This window comes from Allobosea sp. NPDC055353 (genome assembly GCF_053644975.1).
The window spans coordinates 100153-118000 of sequence record NZ_JBSHMC010000003.1; the positions used below are offsets into that span (position 1 = coordinate 100153).

The window sequence follows — 17848 nt, forward strand, 5'->3', positions numbered from 1 at the left end:
CAGGCTTGGCCTTCGCGCAAGCCACTCGCCAGCCGCCGCGTGTCATGCTAACCGCTGCGGCATGACTGAGACCGGCCAGACCCGCATCCAGAACCGCTTCCAGGCCTGCGCCCGCGAGGGCCGGGCGGCGCTCGTGACATTCGTCACCGCCGGCGACCCGGATTTCGACACCTCCAGCGCGATCCTCGCAGCCCTGCCCGGAGCCGGCGCCGACGTGATCGAGCTCGGCGTACCCTTCACCGACCCGATGGCGGACGGCATTCCCGTCCAGCTCGCCGGCCAGCGCGCGCTCAAGGCCGGGCAGACGCTGCGCAAGACGCTCGCCATGGTCGAGAGTTTCCGCAAGGCCGGCCATGACACGCCGATCGTGCTGATGGGCTATTACAATCCGATCTGGGCCTATGGCGTCGAAGCCTTCCTGACCGATGCCCGCCGCGTCGGCATCGACGGGCTGATCGTCGTCGATCTGCCGCCGGAAGAGGATGAGGAGCTCTGCCTGCCGGCGCTGAAGGCCGGCGTCTCCTTCATCCGCCTGGCGACGCCGACGACCGATGACAAGCGCCTGCCCAAGGTCCTGCAGAACACCTCCGGCTTCGTCTACTACGTCTCGGTGACCGGCGTGACCGGTGGCGCCATCGCCGATTACGGCGCGGTCGGCGACGCCGTCACCCGGATCAAGCGCCATACCGACCTGCCGGTGGCGGTCGGCTTCGGCGTCAAGACCGCAGCGGATGCCGCCACCATCGCCAGGAGCGCGGACGGCGTCGTCGTCGGCTCGGCCCTTGTCGAGCGGGTCCGCCTTTCGCTCGATGACCAGGGCAAGGCCACGGAAAAGACGGTTTCGGCTGTCACCTCGCTGGTCAGCGAACTCGCCCAGGGCATCCGCTCCGTCGCCAAGGCGGCCTGAGCCCGGTTTCATGCGACGGTCGCGCCGCTTGCCCATCGGCCGGTGCGACCTATTTCAGGCCTGACGGCGCGCAAGCGCTGATAAGCCCATCAGGGATTCATCCGATGAACTGGATTTCCGAAGTCGTCCGGCCGCGCATCAAGACGCTGTTCAAGCGCGAGAGCCCCGAGAACCTCTGGATCAAGTGCCCCGATTCCGGGCAGATGGTGTTCCACAAGGATGTCGAGGCCAATGCCTACGTCATCCCCGGCTCCGAGCACCACATGCGCGTCACCGCGCCGGAGCGGCTGCGGCTGACCTTCGACGACGGCAAATGGCTCGACGTCGCGCTGCCGGACGTTGCGATCGATCCGCTGAAGTTCCGCGACGAGAAGCGCTATGTCGACCGGCTCAAGGACGCCCGCGCCAAGACCGGGGCGCAGGACGCCTTCAAGATCGGCTATGGCCGGGTCAAGGGCCTGCCGATGACGCTGGCGGTGCAGGATTTCCACTTCATGGGCGGCTCGCTGGGCATGGCCGCGGGCGAAGCCTTCGTCAAAGGCGCCGAGACCGCGCTCGACAAGAAGACACCCTACGTTGTCTTCGCCGCCTCGGGCGGGGCGCGCATGCAGGAAGGCATCCTCTCGCTGATGCAGTTGCCGCGCACGACCGTCGCGGTCAGGCGCCTGCGGGCGGCGGGCCTGCCCTATTTCGTGGTGCTGACCAATCCGACGACCGGCGGCGTCACCGCCTCCTACGCCATGCTGGGCGACATCCACATCGCCGAGCCCGGCGCGCTGATCGGCTTCGCCGGCCCGCGCGTGATCGAGCAGACCATCCGCGAAAAGCTGCCGGAGGGCTTCCAGCGCTCGGAATATCTCAGGGATCACGGCATGGTCGACATGGTCGTGCATCGCCGCGAGCTGCCGGAGACCCTGGCCCGGCTCGGCCGCCTGCTGACGAAGCAGCCGGCCGCGAAGGAAGAGGCGGAGCCCGCGCGCCCGGTGGCCGAGGCGGTCTGAGGCGATCCGAGAGAGTTCACGGCTGGGGGCCGTTACGTCATGGGGTCTTCCGACGCCTTGCTCGCGCGCTTCATGGCGCTGCATCCCAAGCTGATCGATCTCTCGCTCGGCCGTATCCTGACCCTGCTCGAACGACTCGGCGATCCCCAGAAGAAGCTGCCGCCGGTGATCCATGTCGCCGGCACCAACGGCAAGGGCTCGACCATCGCCTTCATGCGGGCGATCCTCGAGGCAGCCGGGCTGTCGGTCCATGTCTACACCTCGCCCCATCTGGTGCGCTTCCATGAGCGCATCCGGCTGGGCGCCCCCGGCGGCGGGCGCTTCGTCCCCGAGGACAAGCTGGTCGAGGCGCTGGAGCGCTGCGAGGCCGTCAATGCCGGCGATCCCATCACCTTCTTCGAGATGACGACGACGGCAGGCCTCCTGCTCTTCGCCGAGCATCCGGCCGATGTCCTGCTGCTGGAAGTCGGGCTCGGCGGGCGTTTCGACGCGACCAATGTCATCGCTCACCCGGCCTGCACGGTGGTGACGCCGGTCTCGCTCGATCATTCCGAATATCTCGGCGACACCGTCACCAAGATCGCCGGCGAGAAGGCCGGCATCTTCAAGCGCGGCGCCCCAGCCGTGATCGCACCGCAGGAACCGGAGCCGACCGCGGTTCTGGAAGCCGCGGCCGAGCGTGCCGGCGCCTCGAAGATCCTGATCGGCGCGCAGGATTTCAATGTCCATGAGGCCGGCGGGCGATTGGTCTACGAGGATCAGGACGGGTTGCTCGACCTGCCGCTGCCGCGCTTGTCCGGCCGCCACCAGCACATCAATGCCGGCACGGCGATCGCGGCCTTGCGCGCTGCGGGCTATGGCGCCCTGCCGGCGCGCGCCTTCGAGGACGGCATGCGCAATGCCGACTGGCCGGCCCGGTTGCAGCGCCTGTCGCGCGGTGCGCTGGCCGAGATCGTGCCGGAGCGCGCCGAGCTCTGGCTCGATGGCGGCCATAATCCCGATGGCGGGCGGGTGCTCGCGCAGGCGATGGCCGACCTCGCCGACCGCAATCCGGCACCACTGGTGATGATCGCCGGTCTGCTCTCGACCAAGGACGCCGCCGCGACGCTCGGTCATTTCAAGGGGCTGGCGCAGGCGCTCTACGCCGTGCCGATCCAGAATTCGCTGGCGGCGCGCCCGGCCGAGGAGGTTGCCGAGGCCGCCCGCAATGCCGGGCTCGTCGCCGAGGTCTCAAGCTCGGTCGAGCAGGCCCTGCGGACGATCGCGGCACATGACTGGCCGGCGCCGCCGCGTATCCTGATCTGCGGCTCGCTCTATCTCGCCGGCGAAGTGCTCTCGGCCAACGGTACGCTGCCGACCTGACCCGACGATGTTTCGACCTGCCTAGCCATCGGGGAAGGCCATGTCACGGGAGGAAGGCATCATGCAGCGCAGCTTCGGAGCATCAGGCCCGACCGTCCCGTCGATCGGCCAGGGCAGCTGGTACAGCGAGCAGGGCGACCGGCGCGAGGCGATCGCCGCCTTCCGGCGCGGGCTCGATCTCGGACTGAAGCATATCGACACGGCCGAGATGTATGGCGATGGCCGCTCGGAAGCCCTGATCGGCGAAGCCATTGCCGGCCGGCGCGACGAGGTCTTCCTGGTCTCGAAGGTGCTGCCGCACAACGCCTCGCGCCGCGGCGTGCAGGCCGCCTGCGAGCGCTCGCTGCAGCATCTGAAGACCGACCGGCTCGATTGCTACCTGCTGCATTGGCGCGGCCCGCATCCGCTGGAAGAGACCTTCGCCGCCTTCGAGGCGCTGCAACAGGCCGGCAAGATCCTGTCCTGGGGCGTCAGCAATTTCGACGAGGACGATCTCGACGAAGCCCTCGATGCCGCAGGCCCCGGCAAGATCGCCTGCAATCAGGTGCTCTACCATCTGCGCGAGCGCGCCATCGAGCATGCGGTGATCCCGTGTTGCGAGCGGAATGGTGTCGCCGTCGTCGCCTACAGCCCCTTCGGCCATGACGATTTCCCGGCCGCCGGCAGCGCACCGGGCAAGGTTCTGAGCGAGATCGCCGCCAGCCATGGCGCCACGCCCCGTCAGGTCGCGCTCGCGTTCCTGACACGGCGCCAAAGCGTCTTCGCGATCCCGAAGGCCGGCCACGTCGCCCATGTCGAGGACAATGCCGGCGCGCTGAACCTGGCGCTGTCCGAAGCCGAGATCACCCGGATCGACGCCGCCTTTCCGCGCGGCCGCAAGCCCGCCTCGCTGCCGATGATCTGAGCCGCCGGAAACCACGTTCCGCCTTCCGGCTTTACAAGCCGGGGCCGTCGGCGCTTTCCTAGAGTCAAGGGCGGCGGCCATCAGAGCTCGACAACGCCTCATTCAGCAGCTTGCGTCTTTCGGAGTGAGTGTGATGCGTCGCGTTCTCGGCATCCTGGCCGTCCTCATCCTGTCGGCCTTTGCCGGCACCGCCCATGCCGGCGTCAGCGTCAACGTCGACATCGTCGCCCAGCGCATGACGGTGACCACGACCGATGGCGAGGTCTACGACTGGAAGATCTCCTCCGGCCGCAAGGGCTTCCGCTCGCCCAACGGGGTTTACCGGCCGACCCGGCTGGAGAAGAACTGGTACTCGCGCAAATATGGCGGGGCGATGCCCCATGCCGTGTTCTTCCGCGGCGGCTACGCGATCCATGGTACCGGGGCCGTCGGCGCGCTCGGCCGCCCGGCCTCGCATGGCTGCATCCGGCTGCATCCCGCCAACGCCGCCAAGCTGTTCGCCCTGGTGAAGAAGCATGGCTCCAGCCAGACCCGGATCGCGCTGCACGGCGCCGCACCCGACAATCTCTCGCGCTTCGCCAAGGCCTCCTCGCCGTCGAAGGCCAAGCTCGCGAAGACGACCTCGTCCAAGCACAAGCTCGCGAAGGCCGGCTCGTCCAAGCACAAGATCGCCAAGGCGAAGCATCGCAGCCAGGCCACGACCATCGCGCAGCAACGCCGCGGCGGTGATTGGGAAGCGGCGCGCGGCCAGATCCTGCTGCGCCCCGCCCTGCCGGCCGGCGCCTATGGCTACCAGCCCTATTATCCGAGCGGCTACGGCTGGCGCTGAGCGTCAGATCGCCTCGGGCGCAATCCTGAGCCAGCCTTCCAGCGTCTCGCCCGGCGCCAGACGCTTGAGCGGTGCGGCGGCACGCGCCGCCGGTTCGCTCGGCGCGCCGATCGCGTGGCTCTGCGGCTCGACGCAGAGGAAATCCGCACCGGCCGGCGCCCAGACGACCGGGCAGTCGAGATTGCCGCTCGCGGTGAGCGTGATGGCCAGGCCGGTCGAGGGCGTCTCGATCCGGGCCGTGCCGCCCCAGCCGAGGAAGCTCCAGGCGGTCACGGTCTCGGCGCGGAAGGAATGCGTCTCGGCATAGGGGCCGCCATCGGCGAAAGCCTGCTGACCGGTGGCGCGGAAGGCCTCGCCGAAGACCAGCGCGCCCTGGCTGCGCATCACGAGGCTCGTATCGGCGGCACAGGGAAACCAGGGGTGGTGGCCGATGCCGAACGGTAGTGCCGTCCGCGCCTCGTTGGTGATCGCCAGCCGGATGGTCATACCGGCCTCGTCGAGACTGACCTCCTGCCGCGCCCGGTAGCGATAAGGGTCTGCCCCCTCCATACGGCGATGTTCGAGGACGGTATGGCCGCGGTCATACCGCAGGACATCCCAGGCCGCCTGCCAGCCGAAGCCGTGGATGGCGCCGCCGGGATCGTTCTGCGGGACGAGGAAGCGCTGCTCGCCATCATCGACGACGCAGCCGAAGGCGCGGTTGGCGAAAGGCAGCAGCGCCCAGGTCCCGAAGAAATTCGGCGAAGCCGTGTCCGGCTGCCGCCCGGCCGGTGGATAAAGTAGGTCGTGACGACGCCCGTCCGGCCCGCGCCAGCCCAAAGAGGAGACGATCCCGCCCGCCTCGGGAGAGATGGCGGCGTCGAGGGTTCCCGCCTGCAGTTCGAGCATCCGGCTTGTCCGATTCGTTCCCGCACCCAAGGCCAGCAGGGTTGCCGCGAAGGCCGGCCATAGACAAGGCCTCCCGCGCCGGCCCTTGACCCGATGGAATGCGGCGGAGACAGTCGCCGGCCTTGGATCACTGCGCGTCCTATCGGACGTGCAGTGATCCATATATTTGCTGTCGCATCGGATCCTGCCATGCCCAAACCTCTGATCGCGCTCGACTGGGGCACGACCCGCGCGCGCGCCTTCCTGATCTCGGAGACGGGGGAGGTGCTGGAGCGGCGCATCGCCGATCGCGGCATCCAGTCGATTCCGGCGGGCGGCTATCCTGAAGCCTTTGCCGAGCTCGCCGGCGATTTCCGGAAGGACGCGCCCGATGCCGCGATCGTGCTCGCCGGCATGGTCGGCAGCCGCAACGGCTGGGTCGAGGCGCGCTATGTCGCCTGCCCGGCCTCGCCTGCCGAAATCGCGGCCGCCGCGATCCAGGTCGCGCTCGATGCCGGGACGACCGCCACCATCCTGCCGGGCCTGAGCTGCGACGACGGCGCCTTCGACGTGATGCGCGGCGAGGAGACCCTGATCGTCGGCCTCGGCCTGAGCGACGGTATCGCCTGCCTGCCCGGCACCCATTCGAAATGGGCCGAGATCAGGCAGGGGCGCATCACCCGCTTCGCCAGCTTCATGACCGGCGAAATCTACGGGCTGCTGCGCAACGACTCGATCCTCGCCCGGCTCGCCGAAGCGCCTTCGGACGCCGACACGGCTGATGGCGCCGCGCGCGGCCGCATCGCTGCCGGCCGGCTGGGCGGGCTGCTCAACACGGCCTTCGCCGCCCGTACCGAAGTGCTCGCCGGCCGGATGGCGGGTGGTGCGGTCGGCCCCTATCTCTCGGCGCTGCTGGTCGGGCAGGAGATCGCCGGGGCCGAGGCGCTGTTCGGCCATGGCGGCGAAATCCATCTCGTCGCGGACGGGGCCTTGGCCGAAAGCTACGGCGCCGGCTTGCAGGCGCGGGGACATGCCATTCAACTCGTCACGCCTGAGGCGGCCTTCGTCGCCGGCGTGAGGCGGCTCGCGGCGGATCTTCCGGCATGATCGTTGTCTTCGGCTCCATCAATATCGACCTCGTCACACCGGTCGAGCGCCTGCCGGGACCGGGCGAGACCGTGCTCGGACCGGGCTATGCCCTGCATCCGGGCGGCAAGGGCGCCAACCAGGCGCTTGCGGCGCGCCGCGCCGGTGCGGATGTCGTGCTCGTCGGCGCGGCCGGACGAGATCGATTCAGCGATGCCGCGCTGGCACTGCTCGCCGCCGACGGCGTCGATCTCGATCATGTCGCACAGGTCGAGGAGCCGACCGGCGCCGCCTTCATCGCGACGGATCGAGAGGGCGCCAACCAGATCATCGTCGCAGCCGGCGCCAATGCCGTTGTGCGGCCGGACGCCTTGCGGCAGCTCGAGCTTGCGGCGGAGGATATCCTGCTCCTGCAACGCGAGGTTCCCGAGGCTGCCTGCCTGGAGGCCGCCCGCGCGATGAAGCGGGCCGGCGGGCGCGTGATCCTCAACCTCGCCCCCGCCGAGGCGCCGTCGCCCGCGCTGCTGGAGCAGCTCGACATGCTGATCGTCAACGAGCACGAAGCGGTGGTGCTGGCACAGGCGCTCGGATGGCCGGACCGTGATCCCGACGCCATCGCGCGCCGGCTCGACCAGGAGCGGCAGATCGCCACGATCGCGACGCTAGGGGCCGCCGGGGCCGTCGCCTGGATCGACGGCATCCGCCATCGCCTCGCAGCGCCACAGGTCGCGGTCGTCGACACGGTCGCGGCCGGCGACAGCTTCACCGGCGCCTTCGCCGCAGCCCTCGCGGCCGGGAAAAGCATGGCGGCGGCGCTGCGCGACGGGCTCGCCGCCGGCTCGCTTGCCTGCACCCGGCCGGGCGCCCAGCCGAGCATCCCCCGCGCAGCCGAGATCGCGGCATTGGCCGCCACGCTTGCAAACGGACCAGGCCGGTAAGCCTCGATTAAGCGTGTCGGCAATCGGGCAACCGTCCCCGCCCCGCTTGCACGCAAATGCGTGCAAGCTCTTCACGCTTTGTCAGGGCTCGGTTGCGCATCGTGGACGGGCTGTGGAAGGGTTGGGGAGCGCCGTGACGACACCACCGCTGACCTGGGCCTTGAGCGTCGCCGGTGTCGCGATCGCCGGAGCGCTGTCCTATACGCAGTTTCTCGCCCCGCGCATGGCGGACGAGGCGCCTTCCGCGGCCATAGCCGCGACGGAACAGAAAGCGCCCGGACCCCGCATGCCCTCGACGCTCGCCGTCGCGGCCGATTATCGCGGGCACTATATCGTGCACCCCTCGGTCGACAACTACCGCATCAAGATGATGGTCGATACCGGTGCCAGCATCGTGGCATTGACGGCTGCCGATGCCCGCGCGCTCGGAGTCAGGAACGATGCCTCGTCGCGCAAGATCGTGCTCAGCACCGCCAACGGTACGGTCACCGGCTTCCGGACCGTCCTGCGGGAAATCCGGCTCGGCGATATCGTCGTGCGGAATGTCGATGCCGTCGTCCTGCCCGAACGCGCGCTCTCGATGAGCCTGCTCGGGAATTCCTTCCTCAGCAAGCTGCAGGGCTACGAGGTCCAGACCGGGCGCATGGTGCTCCGCGGTTAGGGCATTTCTGAGCGAAATAGACACCGGTTCGCGTCAAGAACCGAAGGTCCGCGTCGGCGAATATATGCAAAGACCTGCAACATCGGGCAGCGCCGGCCAGGCGCGAAGCGCAACGCTTCTCCTGCCGGCATTATCGCCCGATCGTCAGTTGTAGAGCGGGCAAGGATTGGTGCCGGTCCGCACCACCTGTTCGATATTGTTGGTGCCGCCAGCCACGCCGTTACGCGGGCGTGCATAGATCGGGCTGTCGCCGAGCGTGAAGGATTTGGTCAGGACATAACCGACGATGGGCGTGTATTCGTAGCTCGCGCGCGCCATGATGACGGAGGTGCCCGGAACCCGGTAGGTGTCGGGAATGGTGATCGAGGTTCCCCGGGCCGGTGCAGTGCCATCGCGCGGCTCGCTCCAGCAGACCTTCGCAACGCCCGCCGGATCGATGACGACACTGGCGATCACCATCGTGACCTTGTCGCTGTCATACGGCATCAGGATCGACCGCGCAGCATTGAAGATGTTCTGGACATCCGCGGACGAAACCGACTGGACGCGCGCCGTGAGATCGCTGAGAGCCGAGGTCAATTGGGTCACCTTGCGGTTGACCATCACGAGCTGCACCACATCCACCATCCCCGTATAGGTGATGAGCATCACCGGCAGCAGCAGGGCGAACTCGACCGCAGCCACGCCGTCCCGATCGCGGCAGAAGCGGCGCCAAATACGGAGACCTGTCTTTTTCGGCATGTCCATCATTCCCGATCAAGAACCTGCCGGAGGAGGGGTCGCGCCCGACGAGACGAAGGGCTCGGCCCGGAAAGCCATGCTCACGACGATGCCCCGCCGGCCCGATCCGGCGGGCTTGATATTGGCCAGCGCGGAGGAAGCCCAGCTCGTCAGGAAGAGCTTGTAGTCGAGCACCGCGCGCACGACGACGATGTCGTTGCCCTGCGGCTGGACGTAGGTGAAGCCGGAGGTGTCGAGGCTCCCGCCCGCAAGCGGATCGCCTGCGGATGCCGTGGAGCCGAAACTGTCGTAGACCCGCACGTCGACGTAAAGTTTCGAGCAGTCGATCAATCCCAACGGCGCGAGTTCACAGATATTGTCGCGGAATTTCTTCGCGTTCACCGCGCCGGTCGAGCCGGTATAGAGGGTTCGCGACTGCCCCGTGACCAGGGAGCGGGAGACCTGCGACAGCGACTCTTCCAGGACCTGGCTGGTCCAGAACATCAAGGCCGTCTCGAAGATGGCGAAGAGGATCATCAGGAACGGCACGACAACGAACGCGAACTCTACGGCAGTCGCCCCGTCCTGGGAGCGGCGGAAGCGCCGGAGCAGCGGGCGACAGACGCCGCGGCGCGGCAACCCGTTCTTCGGCAAGGGCGTCTTTTTCGGTCGGTCGAACATCCGTTTGCCCCATCGAGCTTCGGCCCAGGCCAGAAATCTCTACGGCAAAAGAATTTCAGATCGGTTAGGGCCGTCGCCGGCCAGCCGAAATCGGCGTGAAGCTTTCGCTAACCATGGGTTCGGCGCGTAACGGAGGTCTCGCGCGCGTACCTGCTAAGCTTCCGCCCCAGAACGGCGACCTTTCCCGGGAACCTAGCGCCGGGTTCGAGCCGCCGCCCTATTTCTTCGGGCCCCCGGTCGCGAGCATGTTGCGCGCGGCGGCCTGCCCGGCGACGCCGGCAAAGTAATCCTTCGCATCGCCCATCTGGACCGAGGGCTGGCAATCCGGACTGCAGGCGTAGCTTTCGCGATCCATGCCCCGCTGGACCGTCAGGACCGCGTCGGAGGCGGAACCGACCCGAACCATTGATTCAGCCAGCAGCGTCCCGCTGGCATCCAGCGCGATCAGGTTGGTCACGCCGAAGCTCTTGCCGGTGACGATCATGACGCCGTTGCGCTGCATGGAGACATCGGCGATGGCCGGATTGCCGACGACGACCGTCTGAGCCTTCTCCGGGAGCCGCACGACCTTGGCGTGGTCGACCATGACGACCACGCTCTCGGATGGCGCGCGCGGCGCGGCGTGAGCAGCACCAGCGCCGCACAGGATGATCGCGAGGCTTGTCGCGGCCACCCGGCGCGTAAGCCGGCGGCACCCTTCAGGAGCACGGATGATCAACATGGCGGCGCCTCAAGCTCTGCGACCGTGCCAATAAAGCGGAAAATGATGAATCAAATCCTAAGCGCGCGACGAATAGCGATTTCACGCCGCGAGGCACAACTTGTCGCAACGGAACAGCGACCGACGTCAGCGTCGATTGCCGAACGTCTCAAAAATAAATCAACGAAACAGGATCGGTTAAACACCCTGTTTACCGATAAAATCGCGCACGTCTGGCTTTATTCATAAGCTCACTGCGGTCTTAAGCCTGCTAAATCGAGCGTTAACCACAGAAAAAACCGGGCAGGAAACTAGCCAATTCTTCGATCCGTTTAACCGATCAGCAAGGCGAGCGGGCTAATGTCGTTCCTGTCGCTGACCGAAGCCACCTCAGAGCACAGGCAGCCGTCAAACCGTGGTGTAAAGGAGATCCAGCATGACCAATCTTTTCGCTCGCTTCGTCAAGGACGAGTCCGGCGCTACCGCCATCGAGTACGGCCTGATCGCGGCCCTGATCGCCGTCGGCATCATCATCGCCGCCACCAATCTCGGCACCGAGCTCAGCAGCATCTTCCAGCGTATTGCGGACAAGCTGCAGAACACCACGGTCTCCTGATCGTCGGTACCTTACCGGAATATCGGCAAACGCCCCGGTCAACCCGGGGCGTTTTTCTTTTCATGCTGCGTTTTATGCGGTCGCCGTAAGGGTTTGGTGAGGCATTTGCGGCATCATCGTTCCGTAGCGGAGGAAGTGTCATGACCCTGCCCCACATCGTCATGCTCGGCGTGTTTCCCTTCGCCATGGCCTATGCCGCCGCCAGCGACCTGGTCTCGATGACGATCTCGAACCGGCTCTGCCTGTTCCTTGTCGCGGGTTTCGCGGTCTGCTGCGTCCTGTTCGGCCTGAGCCCGGCCGCAATCGGCTGGCATCTCGCAGCGGGTGGGCTTGTCCTTGTGATCGCCTTCGGCCTGTTCGCCGCCGGATGGATCGGCGGCGGCGACGCCAAGCTCGTTGCCGCGACCGCGCTCTGGTTCGGCTTCGACCAGTTGATGCCCTACCTGCTCATGGCGGCCTTCCTCGGCGGCCTGCTGACCATCCTCGTCCTGCGGCTGCGATCGCGCCCGCTGCCGGCCTTCGCCGAGAACTGGAGCTGGATGCGCCGGCTGCACGCCGCCAACGAGGGCGTCCCCTACGGCATCGCGCTGGCCTTCGCCGCGCTCTTGGTGCTGCCGGATACGATGATCTGGCACGCTGCGATCGGCGTCTGAAAAGCGCCGCGGACGTAACGGAAGCGAATTTCAAAAATATACGTCCAGTTAACCATAAGTTGACGTTTCCAGGCGACGATCCGGGACGAGAGCCAATCACGCTTGGCTGAGGGTCGACCGTCAATGAGTCCCGCACGCATCATCATTCTTGTGGTCGCGCTCCTGGCAGGGCTGGGTGCAGCGCTGCTTGTCCAGAGCCCCAAGGCTCCCGCACCCGTCGCTAAGATCCAGCCGGCGCCGACAGTGCCGGTCCTGGTCGCGGCCGCCGACATTCCCGTCGGCAATACGGTGACGGCCAACGACCTGCGCTGGCTCGACTGGCCGCTGGCCAGCGTACCGGCCGGCGTCATCCGCAAGGATGAAGCGCCCGAAGCCGAGAAGGAGATCATCGGGCAGGTGTCGCGCTACGCCACCCTCGGCGCCGAGCCGATCCGCCGCGAGAAGCTGATCAAGACGGACGGAACCGGCTTTCTCTCGGCCGTCCTGCCAGCGGGCATGCGCGCCGTCGCGATCTCGACCGACAGCCGCGGCGCCAACACTGCCGGCGGCTTCATCCTTCCCAACGACCGCGTCGACGTGATCTCCACCGAGCGCGGCGAAGCGGCGGGCGGCCAGGAATCCTACGCCAGCGAAGTCATCCTGCGGAATATCCGCGTGCTGGCCATCGGCCAGAACGTGCAGGAGCGCAACGGCGAGAAGGTCGTGGTCGGCGAAACCGCCACGCTGCAAGTCGAGCCCGGGCAGGTCGAGAGCCTGGTCCAGGCCCAGAAGACAGGCACGCTCTCACTCGCCCTGCGCAGCCTCAAGGATGCCAACGAAACCGCGCCGCCGACCCAGGCAGACAACTCCATGACGCTCGTGCGCTACGGTGTGACCTCGAAGAGCGTGAAGCCATGATCAGATCTTCTCTCCGCATCGCGACGGCTCTCGCGCTCGCCCTCGCCGCCGGCAGCGTCGCCGCCCAGTCGAGCAGGAGCGGCCCCGCTCCCGTCATCAATGTCGGCTCGAGCGAGAACGCGATCTCCCGCAAGCTCGACCTCTCGATCGGCCGCTCGCTCATCGTCGAGCTGCCGCGCGACGCCAAGGAGGTCTTCGTCGCCAACCCGAAGGTCGCCAACGCGGTCGTCCGGACGGCGCGCAAGCTGTTCGTGATCGGGATCGCCGACGGCGCGACCTCGATGTTCGTGATGGATGGCGACGGCCAGCAGATCACCGCGCTCGACATCAATGTCGGGCGCGACCTCAACGTTCTCAGGCAGACGCTGCGCACGGCGCTGCCGAACGCGCAGATCGAGATCAAGCCGGCGGGCGATTCGATCCTGCTCGTCGGGACAGTGCCCGATGCCTCGGATGCGACCCAGGCCGTCGACATCGCCAAGGCCTTCGTCGGCAGCGACTCGACAGGAAAGAGCGGGACGGTGATCAACTCGCTGACCATCCGCGACCGCGACCAGGTGATGGTGAAGGTCACGGTGTCCGAGATCTCGCGCAAGGCGATCAAGCAGCTCGGCATCAATTCCAGCGGCGAATGGAAGCTCGGCAACTTCTCCATCACGCCCTCGATCGACAACCCGTTCTCGCTCTCGCCGCAGGCCTTGTCCGCCTCGGCGATCGGCGCCGGCATCGGCAATTCCCAGAACTTCACGCTGCGCGCCCTTGAACGGGCCGGCATGGCGCGCGTCCTCGCCGAACCGACGGTGACCGCGATCTCGGGCGAGAGCGCGAAATTCACGGCCGGCGGCGAGGTCCCGATCCCGACCGGCTACACCTGCGACCCGTCCAAGGCCGTCTGCTCGCTCGGCGTCTCCTACAAGCCCATCGGCGTCGCCCTGAACTTCACGCCGATCGTGCTCTCGGCCAACAAGATCAGCATGCGCATCGCGACCGAGGTCACCGAACTCGACTTCGAGAACCAGATCGTGCTCCAGGGCGGCGCCGGCCAGCCGACCGTCACCGTCCCCGCCTTCCGCGTGCGCAAGTCCGACACCACGGTCGAGCTGCCATCCGGCGGCACGCTGGCCACCGCCGGCCTGATCCAGCGCGTCTCCAAGAGCTCGATCAACGGCCTGCCCGGCCTGATGAACCTGCCGATCATCGGCGTGCTGTTCCGCTCGCGCGACTACCAGCGCGAGGAGACCGAGCTGATGATCACGGTCACGCCCTACATCGCCAAGCCGATGCAGCCGACCGAGGTCCAGCGGCCCGATGACGGCTTCGTCGAAACGCACGACTCCCAGGCGATCCTGCTCGGCCGCCTGAACAAGATCTACGGCAGCGGCGGCGGCCCGATTCCCCAGGCCTACAAGGGCCGCGTCGGCTTCATCGCCGACTGAGCGCCCGGCGACAACGATGATGGATGGCCCGACCATGACGGTTTCCCACCGGAACGACTCGACAGGACCGCGCCTGATCGTCGCCGTGCTGGCGCTCGGCGCCATCCTCGGCGGCTGCGCCAAGCGAACGGCGGAGAGCGACACGCTCGCCTTCGGGCCGGACGACGTGCGCGAGCGGCACCCGATCGTCCTGCGCGATGCCCCCCGTTCGCTCGACGTCTTCGTCGGGCGTTCCGGCGGCAGACTCGATATCAGGCAGGCCGAGGATGTCGCCAGCTTCGCCCGCGAGTTCCGCCGCTCCGGCAAGGGTGGCCTGGTGGCCGAGGTCCCGACCGGCGCCCGCCGCGACCATGCGGCCCAGGAAACGCTGAACGGCATCCGGGCGGCCTTGTCGCGCGGCGGCGTCTCGCCCGGCATCCTCAGCGTCCGCAGCTACCCGGTTCAGGACCCGGGCCTGGCCTCGCCGATCCGCCTGACCTTCGCCTCGCTCCAGGCGAGCGTGCCGCATCGCTGCGGACAATGGCCGACAGACCTGGGCAGCTCCGAGTTCAGGTTCTCGTCCTCGAACGCACCCTACTGGAATCTCGGCTGCTCCTCGCAGGCGACGCTGGCCGCACAGGTGGCCGATCCGATCGATCTCGTCCGGTCGCGCGACGAAGGCCGCCCCGACATCGTCAAGCGCATGGGCGCCATCACGAAGATCCGCGAAGGCAAGGACCCCTCGACCCAGTACCGGCAGGCGACGCCTCAGATCAACTCCACGGTCGGAGGCGGCAACTGATGCATTCCGAAATCCGCGAGAATTCGGCGATCGAGCTGCCAAGCGACGAGACCATCGCGCCGTTGCCGCGCATCACGCTGCAGGCCTTCTGCGAAACGCCGGCGATTGCCGCGACCATGCAGGCCGCGGTCGCCGACCGGCGCATGGACAAGGCGCATGCCCGCGTCCAGATGGGCGGCCCGGCTGCCGCCGTCGAGGCCTTCCGCTCGGCCCCGACGCCCAACATCATCGTGCTCGAAGCCGTGGCAGACCCGGCGACGCTGGTCTCGCATCTCGAATCGCTGTCCGAAAGCTGCGACGCCGGCACCAAGGTCGTCGTGATCGGCCATGTCAACGACGTCCAGCTCTATCGCGACCTGATCCGGCGCGGCGTCAGCGAGTACCTGATCGCGCCGCTGGAGCCCCTCGACGTCCTGCGCACCCTATCGGAGCTCTATGTCGCCCCGGAGGCCCGCAATCTCGGCCGCGTCATCGCGGTGATGGGCGCCAAGGGCGGCGTCGGCGCTTCGACGGTCGCGCACAACGTCTCCTGGGCGATCGCCCGCAATCTCGACGCCTCGACCGTCATCGTCGATCTCGACATCGCGTTCGGCACGGCCGGCCTGAACTTCAACCAGGACCCGCCGCAAGGCATCGCCGAAGCCGTGTTCGCACCCGAACGCCTCGATTCCAACCTGCTTGACCGGCTGCTCTCGCGCTGCAGCGACAACCTCGCGCTGCTCGCCGCCCCGGCGGTGCTGGACCGGACGATCGATCTCGACGAGGAGGCGCTCGAACAGCTCCTCGAATTGCTGCGCGCCAGCGTGCCCTGCATCATCCTCGACGTGCCGCACCAGTGGGGCGCCTGGGTGAAGCGCACGGTGCTCAGCGCCGACGAGATCGTCATCGTCGCCGAGCCGGAGCTTGCCTCGCTGCGCAACGCCAAGAACCTGGTCGACCTGTCGCGGGCGACGCGGCCGAACGATGCCGTCGCCCGGCTCGTCCTCAACCGGGTCGGCGTCCCGAAGCGGCCGGAGATCAATGCCGGGGAGTTCTCGAAGGCGCTCGGCATCGATGTGCTCAGCACGATCCCGTTCGACGCCCACCTGTTCGGCACGGCCGCCAACAACGGCCAGATGATCGCCGAGGTACAGGCCGGGAGTAAGGCGACCGAGGCCTTCACCCAGATCGCCAGCGCCCTGACCGGGCGCGGCGAAGCCAAGCGGGGCCGGCGCAGCCTGCTCGAACCGTTCGTCGCGAAGCTGAAGCGCCGCAAGGCGTCGTGACGGGCAGGAACCAACGATGACGGGACGATGCCCGCTCACCAGGCAAGAGACCGGCCCGGACCGGGCGGGAGAGTGACGAGATGTTCGGCAAGCGATCCGCAGGCGCAGGTCACGCGCCCAATCTGAGCGCAAGGTCGCCCGCAGCCATGCCGGCTGCGCCGCGCAGCAAGCCCGAGCCGGTTCAGGCCGCCGCGGAAGACCGCAGGATCACGCCGGTCGCCGAGACGACCCCGCGATCCGAAGACTACTACCAGATGAAGAGCACGATCTTCGGGGCGCTGATCGAGGCCATCGATCTGTCGCAGCTCGCGAAGCTCGACGCCGAATCCGCCCGCGAGGAAATCCGCGACATCATCAACGAGATCATCTCGCTGAAGAATGTCGTTCTGTCGATCGCGGAGCAGGAGGAACTGCTCGACGACATCTGCAACGACGTGCTCGGCTACGGACCGCTCGAACCCCTGCTGGCACGCGACGACATCGCCGACATCATGGTCAACGGCGCCGGCCGGACCTTCATCGAAACCGCCGGCAAGATCCAGCTCACCAACATCCGCTTCCGCGACAACGCCCAGCTGATGAACATCTGCCAGCGCATCGTCAGCCAGGTCGGCCGCCGCGTCGACGAAAGCTCGCCGATCTGCGATGCGCGCCTCGCCGACGGCTCGCGCGTCAACGTCATCGCCCCGCCGCTGGCAATCGACGGCCCAGCCCTCACCATCCGCAAGTTCAAGAAGGACAAGCTGACGCTCGACCAGCTCGTCAAGTTCGGCGCGATCTCGCCGCCGGGCGCCGAGCTTCTCAAGATCATCGGGCGCGTCCGCTGCAACATCGTCATCTCCGGCGGCACGGGCTCGGGCAAGACGACGCTGCTCAACTGCCTGACCAACTATATCGACCATGACGAGCGGGTCATCACCTGCGAGGACGCCGCCGAGCTCCAGCTCCAGCAGCCGCATGTGGTGCGGCTCGAAACCCGCCCGCCCAATCTCGAAGGCACAGGCGCGGTGACGATGCGCGACCTCGTCAAGAACTGCCTGCGCATGCGCCCCGAGCGCATCATCGTCGGCGAGGTGCGCGGCCCCGAGGCCTTCGACCTGCTCCAGGCGATGAACACCGGCCATGACGGCTCGATGGGCACATTGCACGCCAACTCGCCGCGCGAGTGCCTGAGCCGTATCGAATCGATGATCACCATGGGCGGGTTCTCGCTGCCGTCGAAGACGCTGCGCGAGATGATCTGCTCGTCGATCGACGTCATCATCCAGGCCCAGCGCCTGCGCGACGGGTCGCGCCGCATCACGCACATCACCGAGGTGATGGGCATGGAGGGCGAGGTGATCACGACGCAGGACCTGATGCTCTACGATATCGTCGGCGAGGATGCCGCCGGCAAGCTCATCGGCCGGCACCGCGCCACCGGTGTCGGACGGCCGCGTTTCTGGGAGCGCGCGCGCTATTTCAACGAGGACCAGCGCCTCGCCGCCGCTCTCGACCAACTCGAAGACGCAGGCGTCAGCAATGCCGTCTGAGCGGAAGGCCTT

19 protein-coding genes are annotated in these 17848 nt (G+C 67.4%); 15 read left to right on the forward strand and 4 right to left on the reverse strand.

Annotated features, from left to right (window positions below; translation table 11 throughout):
• The first annotated feature begins 61 nt into the window (after nt 1–61).
• The 5 genes from trpA (at nt 62) to ACWIEX_RS21020 (ending at nt 5003) form a co-directional block, all read left to right on the forward strand.
• Nucleotides 62–907 (forward strand): tryptophan synthase subunit alpha, encoded by an 846-nt coding sequence (gene trpA, locus ACWIEX_RS21000; RefSeq protein WP_454034897.1) that lies wholly within the window; start codon nt 62–64, stop codon nt 905–907.
• A gap of 104 nt (nt 908–1011) precedes the next feature.
• On the forward strand, nt 1012–1908 hold the full coding sequence (gene accD, locus ACWIEX_RS21005) for an acetyl-CoA carboxylase, carboxyltransferase subunit beta (protein WP_454034898.1): 897 nt from the start codon (nt 1012–1014) through the stop codon (nt 1906–1908).
• A gap of 39 nt (nt 1909–1947) precedes the next feature.
• Nucleotides 1948–3270, forward strand: coding sequence for a bifunctional folylpolyglutamate synthase/dihydrofolate synthase (locus ACWIEX_RS21010; RefSeq protein WP_454034899.1), 1323 nt, complete (start codon nt 1948–1950; stop codon nt 3268–3270).
• A gap of 61 nt (nt 3271–3331) precedes the next feature.
• Entirely contained in the window at nt 3332–4174 is an 843-nt protein-coding gene (locus tag ACWIEX_RS21015; protein WP_454034900.1) for an aldo/keto reductase, read from the forward strand.
• A 133-nt stretch (nt 4175–4307) separates the two neighbouring features.
• The gene (locus ACWIEX_RS21020; protein ID WP_454034901.1) at nt 4308–5003 is read left to right on the forward strand and encodes a L,D-transpeptidase; all 696 of its coding nucleotides are present in this window, start codon (nt 4308–4310) and stop codon (nt 5001–5003) included.
• A 3-nt stretch (nt 5004–5006) separates the two neighbouring features.
• Here the strand turns inward: ACWIEX_RS21020 and ACWIEX_RS21025 are convergent, their stop codons facing one another.
• Nucleotides 5007–5891, reverse strand: a complete 885-nt coding sequence (locus ACWIEX_RS21025) for an aldose epimerase family protein (RefSeq protein WP_454034902.1) — start codon at nt 5889–5891, stop codon at nt 5007–5009.
• Nucleotides 5892–6080: 189 nt separating this feature from the next.
• Here ACWIEX_RS21025 and ACWIEX_RS21030 point away from each other — a divergent pair, with 189 nt between their 5' ends.
• The 3 genes from ACWIEX_RS21030 (at nt 6081) to ACWIEX_RS21040 (ending at nt 8555) form a co-directional block, all read left to right on the forward strand.
• Entirely contained in the window at nt 6081–6977 is an 897-nt protein-coding gene (locus tag ACWIEX_RS21030) for a 2-dehydro-3-deoxygalactonokinase (protein WP_454034903.1), read from the forward strand.
• Nucleotides 6974–7894 (forward strand): ribokinase, encoded by a 921-nt coding sequence (locus ACWIEX_RS21035; protein WP_454034904.1) that lies wholly within the window; start codon nt 6974–6976, stop codon nt 7892–7894. Before ACWIEX_RS21030 ends, ACWIEX_RS21035 begins: the two co-directional genes overlap by 4 nt.
• Before the next feature lie 133 nt (nt 7895–8027).
• Complete coding sequence (locus ACWIEX_RS21040; RefSeq protein ID WP_454034905.1) at nt 8028–8555, forward strand: retropepsin-like aspartic protease family protein; 528 nt, start codon at nt 8028–8030, stop codon at nt 8553–8555.
• A 144-nt stretch (nt 8556–8699) separates the two neighbouring features.
• On the opposite strand, the gene ACWIEX_RS21045 is transcribed toward ACWIEX_RS21040, so the two are convergent.
• From ACWIEX_RS21045 to ACWIEX_RS21055, 3 genes are all read right to left on the reverse strand, one after another.
• Nucleotides 8700–9305: a TadE/TadG family type IV pilus assembly protein gene (locus ACWIEX_RS21045; protein ID WP_454034906.1), complete on the reverse strand. Its 606-nt coding sequence runs from the start codon at nt 9303–9305 to the stop codon at nt 8700–8702.
• Nucleotides 9306–9311: 6 nt separating this feature from the next.
• Nucleotides 9312–9929 (reverse strand): TadE/TadG family type IV pilus assembly protein, encoded by a 618-nt coding sequence (locus ACWIEX_RS21050; RefSeq protein ID WP_454034907.1) that lies wholly within the window; start codon nt 9927–9929, stop codon nt 9312–9314.
• Nucleotides 9930–10173: 244 nt separating this feature from the next.
• A complete protein-coding gene (locus tag ACWIEX_RS21055) occupies nt 10174–10677 on the reverse strand; it encodes a pilus assembly protein N-terminal domain-containing protein (protein ID WP_454034908.1) in 504 nt (167 codons plus the stop codon).
• Nucleotides 10678–11092: 415 nt separating this feature from the next.
• Here ACWIEX_RS21055 and ACWIEX_RS21060 point away from each other — a divergent pair, with 415 nt between their 5' ends.
• The 7 genes from ACWIEX_RS21060 (at nt 11093) to ACWIEX_RS21090 (ending at nt 17836) form a co-directional block, all read left to right on the forward strand.
• On the forward strand, nt 11093–11272 hold the full coding sequence (locus ACWIEX_RS21060) for a Flp family type IVb pilin (RefSeq protein WP_061971708.1): 180 nt from the start codon (nt 11093–11095) through the stop codon (nt 11270–11272).
• Between the two features lie 140 nt (nt 11273–11412).
• Nucleotides 11413–11925 (forward strand): A24 family peptidase, encoded by a 513-nt coding sequence (locus ACWIEX_RS21065; protein ID WP_454034909.1) that lies wholly within the window; start codon nt 11413–11415, stop codon nt 11923–11925.
• A gap of 123 nt (nt 11926–12048) precedes the next feature.
• A complete protein-coding gene (gene cpaB / locus ACWIEX_RS21070) occupies nt 12049–12822 on the forward strand; it encodes a Flp pilus assembly protein CpaB (protein ID WP_454034910.1) in 774 nt (257 codons plus the stop codon).
• A complete protein-coding gene (locus tag ACWIEX_RS21075; RefSeq protein WP_454034911.1) occupies nt 12819–14258 on the forward strand; it encodes a type II and III secretion system protein family protein in 1440 nt (479 codons plus the stop codon). The genes cpaB and ACWIEX_RS21075 overlap by 4 nt, the downstream gene beginning before the upstream one ends.
• 34 nt (nt 14259–14292) lie before the next feature.
• Nucleotides 14293–15039, forward strand: a complete 747-nt coding sequence (locus ACWIEX_RS21080; protein ID WP_454034912.1) for a CpaD family pilus assembly protein — start codon at nt 14293–14295, stop codon at nt 15037–15039.
• Nucleotides 15039–16304 carry a CpaE/TadZ family protein gene (locus tag ACWIEX_RS21085; protein WP_454034913.1) on the forward strand — a complete coding sequence of 422 codons (1266 nt, stop codon included), beginning with the start codon at nt 15039–15041 and terminating at the stop codon, nt 16302–16304. Before ACWIEX_RS21080 ends, ACWIEX_RS21085 begins: the two co-directional genes overlap by 1 nt.
• An 80-nt stretch (nt 16305–16384) precedes the next feature.
• A complete protein-coding gene (locus ACWIEX_RS21090) occupies nt 16385–17836 on the forward strand; it encodes a CpaF family protein (protein ID WP_454034914.1) in 1452 nt (483 codons plus the stop codon).
• The last annotated feature ends 12 nt before the right edge of the window (nt 17837–17848 follow it).